At 58.8% G+C, this 19038-nt stretch carries 16 protein-coding genes and 1 tRNA gene; 15 read left to right on the forward strand and 2 right to left on the reverse strand.

What is annotated here, in order from left to right; genetic code table 11:
* The 11 genes from QTL96_RS06680 to rpoC all read left to right on the forward strand — a co-directional run.
* The coding region (locus QTL96_RS06680; RefSeq protein WP_289727189.1) for an elongation factor Tu at positions 1-799 on the forward strand (799 nt) is incomplete at its 5' end.
* 121 nt (positions 800-920) lie between these two features.
* Entirely contained in the window at positions 921-1814 is an 894-nt protein-coding gene (locus QTL96_RS06685; RefSeq protein WP_289727190.1) for an NAD(P)-dependent oxidoreductase, read from the forward strand.
* 138 nt (positions 1815-1952) lie between these two features.
* Positions 1953-2028 (forward strand) — tRNA-Trp (locus tag QTL96_RS06690).
* A gap of 187 nt (positions 2029-2215) precedes the next feature.
* Positions 2216-2416: a preprotein translocase subunit SecE gene (gene secE, locus QTL96_RS06695; protein WP_289727193.1), complete on the forward strand. Its 201-nt coding sequence runs from the start codon at positions 2216-2218 to the stop codon at positions 2414-2416.
* 17 nt (positions 2417-2433) lie between these two features.
* Positions 2434-2964 (forward strand): transcription termination/antitermination protein NusG, encoded by a 531-nt coding sequence (nusG, locus tag QTL96_RS06700; protein WP_018902692.1) that lies wholly within the window; start codon positions 2434-2436, stop codon positions 2962-2964.
* A 171-nt stretch (positions 2965-3135) separates the two neighbouring features.
* Positions 3136-3567: a 50S ribosomal protein L11 gene (rplK, locus tag QTL96_RS06705; protein WP_018902691.1), complete on the forward strand. Its 432-nt coding sequence runs from the start codon at positions 3136-3138 to the stop codon at positions 3565-3567.
* 4 nt (positions 3568-3571) lie between these two features.
* A complete protein-coding gene (gene rplA, locus QTL96_RS06710; protein WP_018902690.1) occupies positions 3572-4264 on the forward strand; it encodes a 50S ribosomal protein L1 in 693 nt (230 codons plus the stop codon).
* Between the two features lie 326 nt (positions 4265-4590).
* Entirely contained in the window at positions 4591-5109 is a 519-nt protein-coding gene (gene rplJ, locus QTL96_RS06715) for a 50S ribosomal protein L10 (protein ID WP_018902689.1), read from the forward strand.
* A 58-nt stretch (positions 5110-5167) separates the two neighbouring features.
* Positions 5168-5545 carry a 50S ribosomal protein L7/L12 gene (rplL, locus tag QTL96_RS06720; protein ID WP_018902688.1) on the forward strand — a complete coding sequence of 126 codons (378 nt, stop codon included), beginning with the start codon at positions 5168-5170 and terminating at the stop codon, positions 5543-5545.
* Positions 5546-5803: 258 nt separating this feature from the next.
* The gene (rpoB, locus tag QTL96_RS06725; RefSeq protein ID WP_289727191.1) at positions 5804-9940 is read left to right on the forward strand and encodes a DNA-directed RNA polymerase subunit beta; all 4137 of its coding nucleotides are present in this window, start codon (positions 5804-5806) and stop codon (positions 9938-9940) included.
* A 189-nt stretch (positions 9941-10129) separates the two neighbouring features.
* Positions 10130-14341: a DNA-directed RNA polymerase subunit beta' gene (gene rpoC, locus QTL96_RS06730; protein ID WP_112945137.1), complete on the forward strand. Its 4212-nt coding sequence runs from the start codon at positions 10130-10132 to the stop codon at positions 14339-14341.
* A 111-nt stretch (positions 14342-14452) separates the two neighbouring features.
* Here the strand turns inward: rpoC and QTL96_RS06735 are convergent, their stop codons facing one another.
* Together QTL96_RS06735 and QTL96_RS06740 are read right to left on the reverse strand one after the other, a co-directional pair.
* A complete protein-coding gene (locus QTL96_RS06735; RefSeq protein ID WP_289727194.1) occupies positions 14453-14884 on the reverse strand; it encodes an NUDIX domain-containing protein in 432 nt (143 codons plus the stop codon).
* A gap of 9 nt (positions 14885-14893) precedes the next feature.
* Positions 14894-15187, reverse strand: coding sequence for a hypothetical protein (locus tag QTL96_RS06740; protein ID WP_018902684.1), 294 nt, complete (start codon positions 15185-15187; stop codon positions 14894-14896).
* A gap of 484 nt (positions 15188-15671) precedes the next feature.
* Between QTL96_RS06740 and rpsL the strand changes: the two genes are divergently transcribed.
* The 4 genes from rpsL to QTL96_RS06760 form a co-directional block, all read left to right on the forward strand.
* Positions 15672-16043, forward strand: coding sequence for a 30S ribosomal protein S12 (rpsL, locus tag QTL96_RS06745; protein ID WP_018902683.1), 372 nt, complete (start codon positions 15672-15674; stop codon positions 16041-16043).
* 78 nt (positions 16044-16121) lie between these two features.
* Entirely contained in the window at positions 16122-16592 is a 471-nt protein-coding gene (rpsG, locus tag QTL96_RS06750; RefSeq protein ID WP_018902682.1) for a 30S ribosomal protein S7, read from the forward strand.
* Between the two features lie 30 nt (positions 16593-16622).
* Positions 16623-18722, forward strand: coding sequence for an elongation factor G (gene fusA / locus QTL96_RS06755; RefSeq protein WP_113199659.1), 2100 nt, complete (start codon positions 16623-16625; stop codon positions 18720-18722).
* 67 nt (positions 18723-18789) lie between these two features.
* The coding region (locus QTL96_RS06760) for a GTP-binding protein (RefSeq protein ID WP_289727192.1) at positions 18790-19038 on the forward strand (249 nt) is incomplete at its 3' end.

Here is a 19038-nt window from a genome sequence, read left to right on the forward strand (position 1 = left end):
GGTCGTGTTCCTCAACAAGGTTGACCAGGTCGACGACGCGGAACTGCTCGAACTCGTCGAGATGGAAGTTCGCGAACTTCTGTCGTCCTACGACTTCCCGGGCGATGACGTTCCTGTCGTCAAGGGTTCGGCTCTGGCCGCTCTCAACGATTCGGACAAGAAGATCGGCGAAGACGCCGTTCGCGAACTGATGGCCGCTGTCGACGCCTACATCCCGACGCCTGAGCGTCCGATCGACCAGCCGTTCCTGATGCCGATCGAAGACGTGTTCTCGATCTCGGGTCGTGGTACGGTTGTGACCGGTCGCGTTGAGCGCGGCATCGTCAAGGTTGGTGAAGAAGTCGAAATCGTCGGCATCCGCGCTACCTCGAAGACGACGGTTACCGGCGTTGAAATGTTCCGCAAGCTGCTCGATCAGGGCCAGGCTGGCGACAACATCGGTGCTCTGGTTCGCGGTGTTAACCGTGACGGCGTTGAGCGTGGTCAGATTCTGTGCAAGCCGGGCTCTGTCAAGCCGCACAAGAAGTTCATGGCTGAAGCCTACATCCTGACGAAGGAAGAAGGCGGTCGTCATACGCCGTTCTTCACCAACTACCGTCCGCAGTTCTACTTCCGCACGACGGACGTTACCGGCATCGTTTCGCTGCCGGAAGGCACGGAAATGGTTATGCCTGGCGACAACGTCACGGTTGCCGTTGAGCTGATCGTTCCGATCGCGATGGAAGAAAAGCTGCGCTTCGCTATCCGCGAAGGCGGCCGTACCGTCGGCGCTGGCATCGTTGCCTCGATCATCGAGTAATCCTTAGGATTGCTTTGAGTTAGGGAAGGCCCTGCTGGAAACAGCGGGGCCTTTTCTTTTGCCGCCTTGCGCTCACCATCAAAGACTTTATCTATCCCAACTCCATGGAGGAGGATCTTGGATGAAGAAGCGCATTCTGTTTACGGGTGGTTCCGGCAAGGCGGGGCGTCATGCCGTGCCGTGGCTGGTTAATGCCGGCTACGAGGTTCACAACATCGATCTCGTGCCGCTAGATAGCACTGGTGTCACCAATCTGATCGTCGACATCACCGATAGCGGTCAGGTCTATAACGCGCTCTCGATGCATCGCGACTTTCCGGATCTTGAAGCGGGCAGGGGTGTTCTTCTCTATGATGCCGTGGTCCACTTCGCCGCCATCCCGCGCATTCTGATCAAGCCCGACAACGAAACCTTCCGCATCAACACGATGGGCACCTACAACGTCATCGAGGCGGCGGTGAAGCTCGGTGTCCGCAAGATCATCGTTGCCTCCAGCGAAACCACCTATGGCGTCTGCTTCGCCGAGGGTCATCGCGATTTCCACCAGTTCCCGCTGGATGAGGACTACGACGTCAACCCGATGGATTCCTACGGCCTGTCGAAGGTGCTGAACGAGAAGACGGCGCGGGCATTTGCCGAGCGCTCCGGCGCCGATATCTATGCGCTGCGAATCGGCAACGTTATCGAGCCGCACGAATACGAGAATTTCCCGACCTACTTCGCCAATCCCGAAATGCGCAAGCGGATCGCCTGGAGCTATATCGACGCGCGCGATCTCGGCCAGATCTGCCATCTCTGCATCGAAAAGGACGGCCTCGGCTTCCAGGTGTTCAACGCCGCCAACGATACCGTCTCGGCCAACACGCCGACGCGGGAGCTCGCTGCGCGCTATTATCCGAACGTCAGGTTCACCCGCGAGATCGGCGAATTCGAAGGCCTCCTGTCGAACCGCAAGATCAGGGAAGTGCTAGGCTTTCGCGAGGAGCACGACTGGCGCCGATACGTGAAGCTGTAACGCGTTTCGGTACGCACGCGAGGAATGGGAAAAAGTGAAAAACGCACTTGCCAATCTCCTCTCGGCGTCTTAAAGGGTGCGCCATGCTTCTCGACACTGCGTCGCGGGTTTCGCCAACAGGCTGATCGGGAAGCGTAAAGGGGTATAGCTCAGTTGGTAGAGCGGCGGTCTCCAAAACCGCAGGCCGTGGGTTCGAGCCCCTCTGCCCCTGCCATTTCCTTGAACGAACAGCGCGGACAACCTGCAGCATTTCGCAAGAGGCTCGTACATGGCTAATTTCGTTAAACTTTGGTTCCCCTCTTGTCTAATGGGGAATCGGTGTTTATGTAGGGGTTCAACAGACACGCGGTGCGTGGGGCTGATATGATCAGCTTTACGCGCCGTAATTGCGTGGGCAGTCGATGGCATCCAAATCAAATCCGCTTATGTTTCTGCAGCAGGTTCGCACGGAAACGTTGAAAGTTACCTGGCCGTCGCGCCGTGAAACGATGATCTCGACGATCATGGTGCTTGTGATGGTTGTCTTTGCCGCGCTGTTCTTTTTTGCCGCGGACCAGTTGATCGGCTGGTTGCTGGGCTTCGTGCTCAATATCGGCAACTGATCGGGCGGAGATATAAGATGGCGGCACGTTGGTATATCGTCCACGCGTATTCGAATTTTGAAAAGAAGGTCGCGGAAGACATCGAGAACAAGGCTCGTCAGAAGGGTCTTGAGCATCTCTTCGAGAAGATTCTCGTCCCGACTGAAAAGGTGGTTGAGGTGCGTCGCGGCCGCAAGGTCGATAGCGAGCGCAAGTTCTTCCCCGGTTATGTGATGGTTCGCGCCAACCTGACCGATGAAGCCTACCACCTGATCAAGAACACGCCGAAGGTGACCGGCTTCCTGGGCTCCGACAATCGGCCCGTTCCGATCCCTGACTCTGAAGCCGATCGTATTCTCGGTCAGGTTCAGGAAGGTGTCGAGCGTCCGAAGTCCTCGGTCAGCTTCGAGATCGGCGAGCAGGTCCGTGTTTCCGATGGTCCGTTCGCATCGTTCAATGGCACGGTTCAGGATGTGGACGAAGAGCGTTCGCGCCTGAAGGTGGAAGTGTCGATCTTCGGCCGCGCGACGCCGGTCGAACTGGAATACGCTCAGGTCGAGAAGGTCTGAGCTCGGATGTAAGTCGGCAACGGCTTATGTCTCCGCGGCGAAAGCCGCAAAGCGCGTGGAAGGTGAGGGCACCTTAGCCGGGTCCTAAAATCCGAACCACGCAACCGCAGCCGCCGGAGCGATCCGGCATTATTGGTCGGGCAACCGGCCGTCAGTGAAAGGCAGAGAGTTATGGCTAAGAAAGTTGCAGGCCAGCTCAAGCTTCAGGTCAAGGCAGGATCGGCTAACCCGTCCCCGCCAATCGGCCCGGCGCTTGGTCAGCGTGGCATTAACATCATGGAATTCTGCAAGGCGTTCAACGCTGCTACGCAGGAAATGGAAAAGGGTATGCCGATCCCGGTCGTCATCACCTACTACCAGGACAAGTCCTTCACCTTCGTCATGAAGCAGCCTCCGGTCAGCTACTGGCTGAAGAAGGAAGCGAAGATCACGTCCGGTTCCAAGACGCCTGGTAAGGGCGCCACCGCAGGCAAGCTCACCAAGGCTCAGATCAAGACGATCGCTGAAGCCAAGATGAAGGACCTGAACGCAGCTGATATCGAAGGTGCAATGGCGATGATTGAGGGCTCTGCCCGCGCCATGGGCCTGGAAGTGGTAGGATAAGACCATGGCAGGCAAGCGCACCAAGAAGATCAACGAAGGTGTTGATCCCACGAAGCTCTACGCTCTCGACCTCGCTATCAGCATGGTCAAGGAACGGGCTGTCGCCAAGTTCGACGAAACCGTCGAAGTATCGATGAATCTGGGTGTTGACCCGCGCCACGCTGACCAGATGGTTCGCGGCGTTGTCAACCTGCCGAACGGCACTGGCCGTGACGTTCGCGTCGCCGTCTTCGCACGTGGCGCCAAGGCTGATGAAGCCAAGGCTGCTGGTGCTGACGTTGTCGGCGCTGAAGATCTCGTCGAGATCGTTCAGGGCGGCAAGATCGACTTCGATCGCTGCATCGCGACCCCGGACATGATGCCGCTCGTCGGTCGCCTCGGTAAGGTTCTCGGCCCGCGTGGCATGATGCCGAACCCGAAGGTTGGCACCGTCACCATGGACGTCGCTGGCGCCGTCAAGGCTTCCAAGGGCGGCGCTGTCGAGTTCCGCGTCGAAAAGGCTGGTATCGTCCACGCCGGCATCGGCAAGGCTTCGTTCGACGCCAAGGCTCTTGAAGAAAACATCAAGGCTTTCGCTGACGCCGTCATCAAGGCAAAGCCGGCTGGCGCAAAGGGTAACTACGTCAAGCGCGTAGCGATCTCTTCGACCATGGGCCCGGGCGTCAAGATCGAAGTCGCTTCGGTCACGGCCGCTTAATAAAGTTTCGCCGGGCTTCGGCCCGGCTCATCAGATTCCGGCCTCGCAAGAGGCCGGGATATTCCGGAGAAATCCGGAATCCTGTCCGAGATTGCAGGTGGTTTTCCCTTAATCACTTGGCCTGCATGAGACGGGTAAGGCCCGAATTTTTGAAGCTTCGCTTCATCGATTTGGTTCGAACCTTGGATGCCTTGTGCCTCTTAGCCTTTCTGGCGCGGAGCGCGAGGGGACAGGATCCTCAAGCGTCGCTTGGGATCATTCGTGATCTCAGGAGGCAAAGGCAACCCGATGGGGCCGGTCACGGTCTCATCTACTGGAGATAGGCAGTGGAAAGAGCGGAAAAACGCGAATTCGTCACGGAACTGAACGAAGTCTTCAAGGCTTCGGGCTCGGTTGTCGTGGCCCACTATGCTGGTGCTACAGTCGCGCAGATGAACGACTTCCGTTCCAAGATGCGCGCAGCTGGCGGTACCGTCAAAGTCGCGAAGAACCGCCTGGCCAAAATCGCCCTTCAGGGTACGGAAGCGGAAGGGATCTCTGGTCTCTTCAACGGTCAGACGCTCATTGCATACAGCAATGACCCGATCACCGCTCCGAAAGTCGTCGTGGATTTCGCCAAGACCAACGATAAGATCGTTGTTTTGGGCGGCGCCATGGGGACAACGACGCTCAACGCAGAAGCAGTCAAGTCGCTTGCGACCCTGCCTTCGTTGGACGAACTGCGCGCGAAGCTGCTGGGCATGATCCAGACTCCGGCTACCCGCATCGCAGGCGTTGTTCAGGCACCGGCAAGCCAGCTTGCTCGCGTGTTCTCGGCTTACGCCAAGAAGGACGAAGCCGCATAAGGCGGTTTTTTGCTGTTTATAAACAACCGGTTCGAACCGAACATAAGGAATTGATACAATGGCTGATCTCGCAAAGATCGTAGACGACCTCTCCTCGCTGACCGTTCTGGAAGCTGCAGAACTGTCCAAGCTTCTCGAAGAAAAGTGGGGCGTTTCCGCTGCTGCTCCGGTAGCAGTTGCTGCTGCTGGCGGTGGCGCTGCTCCGGCTGCTGCTGAAGAAGAAAAGACCGAGTTCGACGTTATCCTGGCTGACGCCGGCGCTAACAAGATCAACGTCATCAAGGAAGTTCGCGCTATCACGGGCCTCGGCCTGAAGGAAGCTAAGGACCTCGTTGAAGCCGCTCCGAAGGCTGTCAAGGAAGCTGTTTCCAAGGCTGAAGCTGCCGACATCAAGAAGAAGCTTGAAGACGCCGGCGCTAAGGTCGACGTTAAGTAATCTTGAACTGCATCTGGGAGGCTGGATTTCCGGCCTCCCATTTGCCGTTTCCCGGAACGAATTACCCAAAAGCCGCGTGAAAACGGCTTTTGGGTAATGGGTTCTTCAAGAGGATGGTCTCGAACCGAGACGCGCAGGCAATCCGGCCTCGTGATTTCGGGAAGTGAGACGAGTTTGAAGCGCACATTGCTTGACGGGGTCGACTGGCCATCGGTTCCCGTCCGTTGCAGGCCCGGATGCAATTTTGAAGGAGCGACGATGGCTCAGACCCTTTCGTTCAATGGTCGTAGGCGCGTACGCAAGTTTTTCGGTAAGATCCCAGAAGTCACGGAAATGCCGAACCTCATCGAGGTTCAGAAGGCATCCTATGACCAATTTTTGATGGTTGAAGAGCCCAAGGGCGGTCGCCCTGACGAGGGCCTTCAGTCGGTTTTCAAGTCCGTATTCCCGATCACGGATTTCTCCGGCGCTTCGATGCTGGAATTCGTGTCCTACGAGTTCGAACCGCCGAAGTTCGACGTCGATGAATGCCGCCAGCGCGACCTGACCTACGCCGCGCCGCTGAAGGTTACTCTCCGTCTGATCGTGTTCGATATCGATGAAGATACGGGCGCGAAGTCGATCAAGGACATCAAGGAACAGTCGGTTTACATGGGCGACATGCCGCTCATGACCAATAACGGCACGTTCATCGTCAACGGCACCGAGCGCGTTATCGTGTCTCAGATGCACCGTTCGCCGGGCGTGTTCTTCGATCACGACAAGGGCAAGAGCCACTCGTCCGGCAAGCTGCTGTTCGCTGCTCGCGTCATCCCTTATCGCGGTTCCTGGCTCGATATCGAATTCGACGCCAAGGACATCGTCTACGCCCGTATCGACCGTCGCCGCAAGCTGCCGGTAACGTCGCTGCTGATGGCGCTCGGCATGGACGGCGAAGAAATCCTGTCGACCTTCTACACCAAGTCCGACTATGTTCGTGACGGCAAGGGCTGGCGCATTCCGTTTACGCCGGAGACCCTCAAGGGTGCGAAGACGATCAGCGACATGATCGACGCCGACACCGGCGAAGTCGTCGTCGAAGGCGGCAAGAAGCTGACCCCGCGTCTGCTCCGTCAGCTGTCTGAAAAGGGCCTCAGGGCTCTGCAGGCGACCGACGAAGACCTGTACGGCAACTTCCTCGCCGAAGACATCGTCAACTACTCGACGGGTGAAATCTACCTCGAGGCAGGCGACGAAATCGACGAGAAGTCGCTCGCCGTCATCCTGTCGCACGGCTTCGAAGAGATCCCGGTTCTCGGCATCGACCACATCAATGTCGGCGCCTACATCCGCAACACGCTGAACGCCGACAAGAACGAGAACCGTCAGGACGCTCTGTTCGACATCTACCGCGTCATGCGTCCGGGTGAACCGCCGACCATGGAATCGGCCGAAGCGATGTTCAACTCGCTGTTCTTCGACGCCGAGCGTTACGACCTGTCGGCCGTTGGTCGCGTCAAGATGAACATGCGTCTCGACCTCGAAGTCGAAGACACCGTCCGTGTCCTGCGCAAGGACGACATCCTGGCCGTGGTCAAGATGCTCGTCGAACTGCGCGACGGCAAGGGCGAGATCGACGACATCGACAACCTCGGCAACCGTCGCGTTCGCTCCGTCGGCGAACTGATGGAAAACCAGTACCGTCTCGGCCTGCTCCGCATGGAGCGCGCGATCAAGGAACGTATGTCCTCGATCGAAATCGACACGGTCATGCCGCAGGACCTGATCAACGCCAAGCCGGCAGCAGCTGCCGTCCGCGAATTCTTCGGCTCCTCGCAGCTGTCGCAGTTCATGGACCAGGTGAACCCGCTTTCGGAAATCACCCACAAGCGCCGTCTCTCGGCTCTTGGCCCGGGTGGTCTGACCCGCGAGCGCGCAGGCTTCGAAGTCCGCGACGTTCACCCGACGCACTACGGCCGTATTTGCCCGATCGAAACGCCGGAAGGCCCGAACATCGGTCTGATCAACTCGTTGGCGACGTTCGCACGCGTCAACAAGTACGGCTTCATTGAATCGCCGTACCGCCGCATCGTTGACGGCAAGGTCACGAACGACGTTCTTTACCTCTCCGCAATGGAAGAGGCGAAGTACTACGTCGCTCAGGCCAACGCTGAACTCGGTTCCGACGGCTCGTTCGTTGACGAATTCGTCGTTTGCCGTCACGCCGGCGAAGTTATGCTCGCTCCGCGCGACAGCATGAACCTGATGGACGTTTCGCCGAAGCAGGTCGTTTCGGTCGCAGCCGCTCTCATCCCGTTCCTGGAAAACGACGACGCCAACCGCGCTCTCATGGGCTCGAACATGCAGCGTCAGGCCGTGCCTCTGCTGCGCGCTGAAGCTCCGTTCGTCGGCACCGGCATGGAGCCGATCGTTGCCCGCGACTCCGGCGCTGCCATCGGCGCTCGCCGTGGCGGTGTGGTCGACCAGGTCGATGCGACGCGTATCGTTATCCGCGCGACGGAAGACCTCGACGCCGGCAAGTCCGGTGTTGACATCTACCGTCTGCAGAAGTTCCAGCGTTCGAACCAGAACACCTGCGTCAACCAGCGCCCGCTGGTCACCGTTGGTGACGTCATCAACCGCGGCGACATTCTCGCTGACGGCCCGTCGACGGACTTGGGCGACCTGGCACTCGGCCGCAACGCGCTCGTCGCGTTCATGCCGTGGAACGGTTACAACTACGAAGACTCGATCCTGATGTCGGAACGCATCGTCGCTGACGACGTGTTCACCTCCATCCACATCGAAGAATTCGAAGTGATGGCCCGCGACACCAAGCTTGGTCCGGAAGAAATCACGCGCGACATTCCGAACGTTTCGGAAGAAGCGCTGAAGAACCTCGACGAAGCAGGTATCGTCTACATCGGTGCTGAAGTTCAGCCGGGCGACATCCTCGTCGGCAAGATCACGCCGAAGGGCGAAAGCCCGATGACGCCGGAAGAAAAGCTTCTGCGCGCCATCTTCGGTGAAAAGGCGTCCGACGTTCGCGACACCTCCATGCGCATGCCTCCGGGCACCTACGGCACGATCGTCGAAGTTCGCGTTTTCAACCGCCACGGCGTTGAAAAGGACGAGCGCGCGATGGCTATCGAGCGCGAAGAGATCGAGCGTCTTGCAAAGGACCGCGACGACGAGCAGGCGATCCTCGACCGTAACGTCTACGGCCGTCTGATCGACATGCTGCGTGGCCAGGTTGCCATCGCAGGTCCGAAGGGCTTCAAGAAGGGCACCGAGCTGGCCAACGCCGTCGTCTCCGAATATCCCCGCTCGCAGTGGTGGATGTTCGCCGTCGAAGACGAGAAGGTTCAGTCCGAGCTCGAAGCTCTGCGTGGCCAGTACGACGAATCCAAGTCGCGCCTTGAACAGCGCTTCATGGACAAGGTCGAGAAGGTCCAGCGCGGCGACGAAATGCCTCCTGGCGTCATGAAGATGGTCAAGGTCTTCGTCGCTGTGAAGCGCAAGATCCAGCCGGGCGACAAGATGGCCGGCCGTCACGGTAACAAGGGCGTTGTCTCGCGTATCGTGCCTGTCGAAGACATGCCGTTCCTCGAAGACGGCACGCATGTCGACATCTGCTTGAACCCGCTGGGCGTGCCTTCGCGCATGAACGTCGGTCAGATCCTCGAAACCCACCTTGCCTGGGCTTGCGCCGGCATGGGTAAGAAGATCGGCGAGCTGCTCGACGAATACCGCAAGACGATGGACATCACCGACCTGAAGACGGAGCTGACGGATGTCTACGCTTCGCAGGCCAAGGATGAAGTCGCCCACTTCGACGACGACGCGCTGGTCAAGCTGGCCGAGCAGTCCCGCCGTGGTGTCTCCATCGCAACGCCGGTCTTCGACGGTGCGCATGAGCCTGACGTTGCCTCGATGCTGAAGAAGGCAGGTCTGCACGAAAGTGGTCAGTCGGTTCTGTACGACGGCCGCACGGGCGAGCCCTTCGACCGCAAGGTCACCGTCGGCTACATGTACATGATCAAGCTCAACCACTTGGTTGACGACAAGATCCACGCTCGTTCGATCGGTCCTTACTCGCTCGTTACCCAGCAGCCGCTGGGCGGCAAGGCGCAGTTCGGCGGTCAGCGCTTCGGGGAAATGGAAGTCTGGGCTCTGGAAGCATACGGTGCGGCTTACACGCTGCAGGAAATGCTCACGGTCAAGTCGGACGACGTCGCCGGCCGTACCAAGGTCTACGAAGCCATCGTCCGTGGCGACGACACGTTCGAAGCGGGTATTCCCGAAAGCTTCAACGTTCTCGTCAAGGAAATGCGCTCTCTGGGTCTTTCCGTCGAGCTCGAGAACTCGAAGGTTGACGAGCAGCAGACCGGCCAGTTGCCGGACGCCGCCGAGTAACCACCTGATAGGGTGCGCGCTGCCATGTAGCGCGCACCGTCCCAGCTCTGGCCCCGTAACGTGTTGGCCGGGAAGGGACGATTTCGCCGCATTCTGCGGTTATTGTCGTTTTTTCGCGATGGCGCGGCGCCCGGGATTTGCCGCTGATCATCGCAGTTTGAGGGCTTTCAGCCCATGAAGGAGACAGGCATGAACCAAGAGGTCATGAATCTTTTCAATCCGCAGGTGCCTGCGCAGAATTTCGATTCCATCCGGATCTCGATTGCGTCTCCGGAGAAGATTCTCTCCTGGTCTTATGGTGAGATCAAGAAGCCGGAAACGATCAACTATCGTACGTTCAAGCCTGAACGCGATGGTCTGTTCTGCGCCCGCATCTTCGGACCGATCAAGGACTACGAATGCTTGTGCGGCAAGTACAAGCGCATGAAGTACAAGGGCATCATCTGCGAAAAGTGCGGCGTCGAAGTCACGCTGTCGCGCGTTCGCCGTGAGCGTATGGGCCACATCGAGCTCGCCGCTCCCGTTGCCCACATCTGGTTCCTGAAGTCGCTTCCTTCGCGCATCTCGACGCTGCTCGACATGACGCTGAAGGATGTGGAGCGCGTTCTCTACTTCGAACACTACATCGTCACCGAGCCGGGCCTCACCGCGCTCAAGGAGCACCAGCTCCTGACGGAAGAAGAATACATGCTGGCCGTCGACGAGTACGGCGAAGATCAGTTCACCGCCATGATCGGCGCTGAAGCCATCTTCGAAATGCTGGCATCGATGAATCTTGAGAAAATCGCGGGCGACCTGCGCTCGGATCTGGCCGACACCACGTCGGATCTCAAGCAGAAGAAGCTGATGAAGCGCCTGAAGATCGTCGAGAACTTCATGGAATCCGGCAACCGTCCGGAATGGATGATCATGAAGGTCGTCCCGGTCATCCCGCCGGACCTGCGCCCGCTGGTTCCGCTCGATGGCGGCCGTTTCGCGACGTCCGACTTGAACGACCTGTACCGCCGCGTCATCAACCGTAACAACCGTCTGAAGCGCCTGATCGAACTGCGCGCTCCGGGCATCATCATCCGTAACGAAAAGCGCATGCTGCAGGAATCTGTGGACGCGCTGTTCGACAACGGCCGCCGTGGCCGCGTCATCACCGGCGCCAACAAGCGTCCGCTGAAGTCGCTGTCCGACATGCTCAAGGGCAAGCAGGGCCGCTTCCGTCAGAACCTGCTCGGCAAGCGCGTCGACTATTCCGGCCGTTCGGTCATCGTGACCGGTCCGGAACTGAAGCTGCACCAGTGCGGTCTGCCGAAGAAAATGGCGCTCGAGCTGTTCAAGCCGTTCATCTACGCCCGCCTTGACGCCAAGGGTTACTCCTCGACCGTCAAGCAGGCCAAGAAGCTGGTTGAAAAGGAAAAGCCGGAAGTCTGGGATATCCTCGACGAGGTCATCCGCGAGCATCCGGTTCTGCTGAACCGCGCACCGACGCTGCACCGCCTGGGCATCCAGGCCTTCGAACCGATCCTGGTCGAAGGCAAGGCTATCCAGCTGCACCCGCTCGTCTGCACGGCCTTCAACGCCGACTTCGACGGTGACCAGATGGCCGTTCACGTGCCGCTGTCGCTCGAAGCCCAGCTCGAAGCCCGCGTCCTGATGATGTCGACGAACAACATCCTGCACCCGGCAAACGGTGCACCGATCATCGTTCCGTCGCAGGACATGGTTCTCGGCCTGTACTACCTCGCGATCATGAACCAGAACGAGCCGGGCGAAGGCATGGCCTTCTCTGATCTGGGCGAACTGCATCACGCGCTTGAAAACAAGGTCGTGACGCTGCACTCCAAGATCCGCGGCCGCTTCAAGTCGATCGACGAGGATGGCAAGCCCTACTCGAAGATCTACGAAACGACACCTGGCCGTCTGCTCATCGGCGAACTCCTGCCGAAGAACGGCAAGGTGACCTTCGACATCTGCAACCAGGAAATGACCAAGAAGAACATCTCCAAGATGATCGACACGGTCTACCGTCATTGCGGCCAGAAGGACACGGTCATTTTCTGCGACCGCATCATGCAGCTCGGCTTCACCCACGCCTGCCGCGCCGGCATTTCGTTCGGCAAGGACGACATGGTTATCCCGGACTCGAAGGCGAAGATCGTCGGCGACACCGAAAATCTGGTCAAGGAATACGAGCAGCAGTACAACGACGGCCTGATCACTCAGGGCGAGAAGTACAACAAGGTCGTTGACGCTTGGGGCAAGGCAACCGAAAAGGTCGCCGAGGACATGATGGCCCGCATTAAGGCCGTCGAGTTCGATCCGGAAACGGGTCGCCAGAAGCAGATGAACGCCATCTACATGATGTCGCACTCGGGTGCCCGTGGTTCTCCGAACCAGATGCGTCAGCTGGGCGGCATGCGCGGCCTGATGGCCAAGCCGTCGGGTGAAATCATCGAAACGCCGATCACGTCGAACTTCAAGGAAGGTCTGACCGTTAACGAGTACTTCAACTCGACCCACGGCGCCCGTAAGGGTCTCGCAGACACCGCTCTGAAGACGGCTAACTCCGGTTACCTGACCCGTCGTCTCGTCGACGTCGCGCAGGATTGCATCGTCAACCTCGTGGATTGCGGCACCGACAAGGGCCTCACCATGACTGCCATCGTCGATGCCGGTCAGGTCGTGGCGTCGATCGGCGTTCGCGTTCTCGGTCGTACTGCGCTCGACGATATCGATCATCCGGTCACCGGCGAACGTATCGTCGATGCCGGCAAGATGATCCTCGAGCCCGATGTCATCGAGATCGAGAAGGCTGGTATCCAGTCGATCCGTATCCGTTCGGCACTGACCTGCGAAGTTCAGACCGGCGTTTGCTCGATCTGCTACGGTCGTGACCTTGCCCGCGGTACACCTGTGAACATGGGTGAAGCCGTTGGCGTCATCGCCGCACAGTCGATCGGTGAACCGGGCACGCAGCTCACCATGCGTACGTTCCACCTTGGTGGCACGGCGAACGTGGTCGACCAGTCGTTCCTCGAAGCATCGTACGAAGGTACCGTGCAGATGAAGAACCGCAACCTGCTGCGCAACTCTGACGGCGTTCTCGTCGCAATGGGCCGCAACATGGCGGTCACCATTCTCGACGAGCGTGGCGTCGAACGCTCTTCGCAGCGCGTCGCCTACGGTTCGAAGCTGCACGTCGATGATGGCGACAAGGTCAAGCGCGGTCAGCGTCTGGCCGAGTGGGATCCGTACACCCGTCCGATGATGACGGAAGTCTCGGGTACTGTTCAGTTTGAAGACGTCGTCGATGGTCTCTCCGTTCTCGAAGCGACCGACGAATCCACGGGTATCACCAAGCGCCAGGTTATCGACTGGCGTTCGACCCCGCGCGGTTCGGATCTCAAGCCGTCGATCGTCATCATGGACGCGAGCGGTAGCGTCATGAAGCTGCCGCGCGGTGCTGATGCCCGCTTCCAGCTGTCGGTTGACGCGATCCTGTCGGTCGAGCCTGGTCAGAAGGTTTCCCAGGGTGACGTGCTTGCACGTTCGCCACTGGAAAGCGCCAAGACCAAGGACATCACCGGTGGTCTGCCGCGTGTTGCCGAACTGTTCGAAGCTCGTCGTCCGAAGGACCACGCCATCATCGCTGAGATCGATGGTACGATCCGCCTCGGCCGCGACTACAAGAACAAGCGTCGCGTCATCATCGAGCCGGCGGAAGACGGCGTCGAGCCGGTCGAGTACCTGATCCCGAAGGGCAAGCCGTTCCACCTGATGGAAGGTGACTATATCGAAAAGGGTGACTACATCCTCGACGGTAACCCCGCGCCGCACGACATCCTGGCGATCAAGGGCGTCGAAGCTCTGGCTTCGTACCTGGTCAACGAAATCCAGGAAGTCTATCGTCTGCAGGGCGTTGTCATCAACGACAAGCACATCGAAGTGATTGTCCGTCAGATGCTGCAGAAGGTGGAAATCACCGATGCAGGCGACTCGACCTATATCGTCGGCGACAACGTCGACCGTATCGAGCTCGAAGACGTCAACGACGGCCTGATCGAACAGGGCAAGAAGCCTGCCTATGGCGAGCCAGTTCTGCTCGGTATCACCAAGGCATCGCTGCAGACGCCGTCCTTCATCTCCGCCGCTTCCTTCCAGGAAACGACGAAGGTGCTGACGGAAGCTGCGATCGCCGGCAAGACCGACGGCCTGCAGGGTCTGAAGGAAAACGTCATCGTCGGCCGCCTCATCCCGGCTGGTACCGGTGGCACGATGACCCAGATCCGCCGTATCGCGACTTCGCGCGACGAGCTAATCCTCGAAGAACGCCGCAAGGGCACGGGCGCCGATGTCGCGACTCCGATGCTTCAGGATCTGGCTGGCGAAAGCGCACCGGCCGCCGAGTAATCGGCGCCCGGGTCGCAAGACCGGATACCAAGAATTGAAAACCGCCCGGAGCAATCCGGGCGGTTTTTTCGTTTCAGGATATGAAGGTGGGGAGCGGGAAGGGCGCGGCGGTCAGCCGATGAGCGGCAGGCAGTGCTCCATGCCATAGCCCAGCCGGGCTTTTGCCTGCGCAAGATCGATCCAGAAGAAGCGAAACTGGATCGGATCGCCGCCTCCGAACGGCGTCAGCTCATGGTGCAGCCATGTCTCCGGGTGGTGATCGTCGAGCTCGACATGAAAATAGTGCCGGCGATGCCAGGCGATACCGCCGATCTTCAGCGAAAACCGGTAGTCATGGACGGCAAGCGGGGTGAGGGGAGCTGATGGCGCAAGGCCGGTTTCCTCGGAGAATTCCCGCAGCGCCGCCTCGGCGATATCTTCGCCGGCTTCGACGGTTCCGCCCGGCACCTGCCAGAGCACGTCGGGAAAGTCCGGTTCGTCGAAAACGAGAAGCCGGCCGCGCCAAGTGGCATAGATCAGCACTTTCAGCGCATCCGGCTCCATCATCTCGGCTCAGCTGAAGCGGATGATCGCGACTTCGCCTTCGACCGCGCCCTTGTAGGCGGATGCGTGCGGCTCTTCTTCTGGAATGTCGGTCAGCATGCCGATCTGGTCGAGGTCGGCCTCGATGAAACCTTCCTCGGACAACGCGTTCAGCGCCTCGCGAACCGCGCTGTCGTCGTCGGCCGCCTTCAGCATGATGTGCAGATCGACACCTTCGCTGCCATCGGTCTCATAACCCTTGCCGATGATGATGAAGACCATCGGGCCTTCGTTGTTGTTGTCGTTGTCCGGGCTGGTAATCATTCTTCGTCCTTCGATTCGAGATTTGAATCTCATTTTAGGCACTTGGCCTCTGCAATCTCTGATTCCTTAGCCGCTTTCGCTGCAATGCCCAAGTTTATCTTGGCCACCGCACGCGATTTTGTCTAAAAGGTCCGAACGACGGCCAAAAGGCCGCGTTTCAAGGCCTTCTCGGGAAGATTATTTGTTAACAGCCTTGACGAGGCGACGGGAAACCAGTAGTACCCGCGCCATCGGAACCCATGTGAGGCATGGCCATCTGGGGCGACACGCCCTCGATATCACCTCAAACAAGGTTCGAAACGCACGTTGAAGATATGTTGCCTGCACGCATGACGCATTTCTTTTGCGTCCTCTGCTCTTTGTGGTCCATCTGCGAAAACAGATCGGGCCACGTTTTGCGCATTGAGACAGGCGTGTGATCTTGCCGGAGACGGCGTGAGTTACGCCCGCAAGGGTTTGAGATTTAAACGTAAGGGATGGTTGAATGCCTACCGTAAACCAGCTGATCCGCAAGCCGCGCCAGCCAAACGTAAAGCGTAACAAGGTTCCTGCTCTGCAGGAAAACCCGCAGAAGCGTGGTGTTTGCACCCGCGTCTACACCACGACCCCGAAGAAGCCGAACTCGGCTCTCCGTAAGGTTGCCAAGATCCGTCTGACCAATGGCTTCGAAGTCATCGGCTACATTCCTGGCGAAGGTCACAACCTGCAGGAACACTCTGTCGTCATGATCCGTGGCGGCCGCGTGAAGGACTTGCCAGGTGTTCGTTACCACATCATCCGCGGCGTTCTCGATACCCAGGGTGTCAAGAACCGCAAGCAGCGCCGCTCCAAGTACGGTGCGAAGCGTCCGAAGTAATTCGGACTTTTTGTAAATTCGGCGCTGCGTGAGGTCCTCCGCGTGATAAAGCGCCTTAACGGTTAAGAGACGAGAAGTATGTCCAGACGTCACAGAGCAGAAAAGCGCGAGATCAACCCGGACCCCAAGTTCGGCGATCTCATCGTCACCAAGTTCATGAATGCAATCATGCTTGACGGCAAGAAGTCCGTCGCTGAAAGCATTGTTTACGGCGCATTTGACTCCGTGCAGAACAAGTCGAAGCAGGAGCCGCTGGTTGTTTTCCACGCCGCCCTCGACAACATTGCTCCGCACGTAGAAGTCCGTTCGCGCCGCGTTGGTGGTGCTACGTACCAGGTTCCGGTCGATGTTCGCCCCGAGCGTCGCCAGGCCCTCGCAATTCGCTGGCTGATCACTGCCGCTCGCAAGCGCAATGAGACGACGATGGTCGATCGCCTTTCCGGCGAGCTTCTCGATGCATCCAACAACCGTGGTAGCGCCGTCAAGAAGCGCGAAGACACGCACAAGATGGCTGATGCCAACCGTGCGTTCTCGCATTATCGCTGGTAATCCCGAACGGTTCCCGAAAGGCAGTCCATTATGGCTCGCGAATATAAAATCGAAGACTACCGTAATTTCGGTATCATGGCGCACATCGACGCCGGCAAGACGACGACGACCGAGCGTATCCTTTACTACACCGGCAAGTCGCACAAGATCGGCGAAGTGCACGATGGCGCCGCCACGATGGACTGGATGGAGCAGGAGCAGGAGCGTGGCATCACGATCACGTCCGCTGCGACCACGACCTTCTGGAAGGGTCGCGACGGCAAGATGCGTCGCTTCAACATCATCGACACTCCCGGCCACGTCGACTTCACCATCGAAGTCGAACGTTCGCTGCGCGTTCTCGACGGTGCTGTTGCCCTTCTCGATGCCAACGCAGGCGTAGAGCCGCAGACGGAAACCGTCTGGCGTCAGGCTGAGAAGTACAACGTTCCGCGTATGATCTTCTGCAACAAGATGGACAAGACCGGTGCTGACTTCTACCGCTCGGTAGAAATGATCAAGACCCGTCTCGGCGCCACCGCAGTCGTCATGCAGCTCCCGATCGGCGCTGAAAGCGACTTCAAGGGCGTTGTCGATCTGATCGAGATGAACGCTCTCATCTGGCGCGACGAGTCGCTCGGCGCTCAGTGGGACGTCGTCGAAATCCCCGACGACCTGAAGGAAAAGGCTGCCGAATATCGCGAAAAGCTGATCGAGACCGTTGTCGAGATCGACGAAGCCGCGATGGAAGCCTACCTCGAAGGCACCATGCCCGACAACGACCAGATCCGCGCGCTCGTCCGTCGCGGCACGATCGACGTCAAGTTCCACCCGATGTTCTGCGGCACTGCCTTCAAGAACAAGGGCGTTCAGCCGCTGCTCGACGCTGTTGTCGACTACCTGCCGTCGCCGATGGACATCCCGGCAATCAAGGGTATCGACTTCAAGACCGAAGCCGAAATCGAACGTCATGCTGACGACAACGAGCCGCTTTCCATGCTCGCGTTCAAGATCATGAACGACCCCTTCGTCGGTTCGCTGACCTTCGCTCGCATCTACTCCGGCAAGCTCGAAAAGGGCGCGTCGGTCATGAACACGGTCAAGGACAAGCGCGAGCGCGTCGGCCGTATGCTGCAGATGCACTCGAACTCGCGTGAAGACATCGAAGAAGCCTTCGCAGGCGACATCGTTGCTCTCGCCGGCCTCAAGGAAACCACCACAGGCGATACGCTCTGCGATCCGCTGAAGCCGGTTATCCTCGAGCGCATGGAATTCCCCGAGCCGGTCATCCAGATCGCGATCGAGCCGAAGACCAAGGGCGACCAGGAAAAGATGGGCCTCGCGCTCAACCGTCTGGCTGCTGAAGACCCGTCCTTCCGCGTGAAGACTGACCAGGAATCCGGTCAGACGATCATCGCCGGCATGGGCGAACTTCACCTCGACATTCTCGTCGACCGCATGCGTCGCGAGTTCAAGGTCGAAGCGACCGTTGGTGCTCCGCAGGTTGCTTACCGCGAGACGATTACCCGTCAGACGGAAAAGGACTACACCCACAAGAAGCAGTCGGGTGGTACCGGTCAGTTCGCACGCGTCAAGATCATCTTCGAACCGAACCCCGATGGCGAAGACTTCAAGTTCGAGTCCAAGATCGTCGGCGGTTCTGTTCCGAAGGAATACATCCCGGGCGTTCAGAAGGGTATCGAAAGCGTTCTGTCTTCCGGCCCGCTGGCTGGCTTCCCGATGCTGGGCGTCAAGGCGACCCTCATCGACGGCGCCTTCCACGACGTCGACTCCTCGGTTCTGGCCTTCGAAATCGCTTCCCGCGCATGCTTCCGTGAAGCTGCCCGCGAAGCCGGTGCTCAGCTCCTCGAGCCGATGATGAAGGTCGAAGTCGTAACGCCGGAAGATTACGTCGGCGACGTTATCGGCGACCTGAACTCCCGCCGTGGTCAGATCCAGGGTCAGGAAAGCCGCGGTATCGCTGTTGTCATCAACGCGAACGTCCCGCTGGCCAACATGTTCAAGTACGTCGACAACCTGCGCTCCATGTCGCAGGGCCGCGCCCAGTACACGATGACCTTCGATCACTACGCGCCGGTCCCGTCGAACGTCGCAACCGAGATCCAGGCAAAGTATTCCGGTCAGAAGTGACCGGAATACCAATTGACCGATAACAAGAATTAAGTCCCTCGCGGACTTGCAAGAATGGAGAGCCTAAATGGCAAAGAGCAAATTTGAGCGCAACAAGCCGCACGTTAACATCGGCACGATCGGCCACGTTGACCACGGCAAGACGTCTCTGACGGCAGCGATCACGAAGTACTTCGGCGAGTTCAAGGCGTACGACCAGATCGACGCTGCTCCGGAAGAAAAGGCACGCGGCATCACCATCTCGACGGCACACGTCGAGTACGAGACGGCTAACCGTCACTATGCCCACGTTGATTGCCCCGGCCACGCCGACTAC

Origin of the sequence: Rhizobium sp. S163, assembly GCF_030380805.1 — a bacterium.
Classification (GTDB): domain Bacteria; phylum Pseudomonadota; class Alphaproteobacteria; order Rhizobiales; family Rhizobiaceae; genus Rhizobium.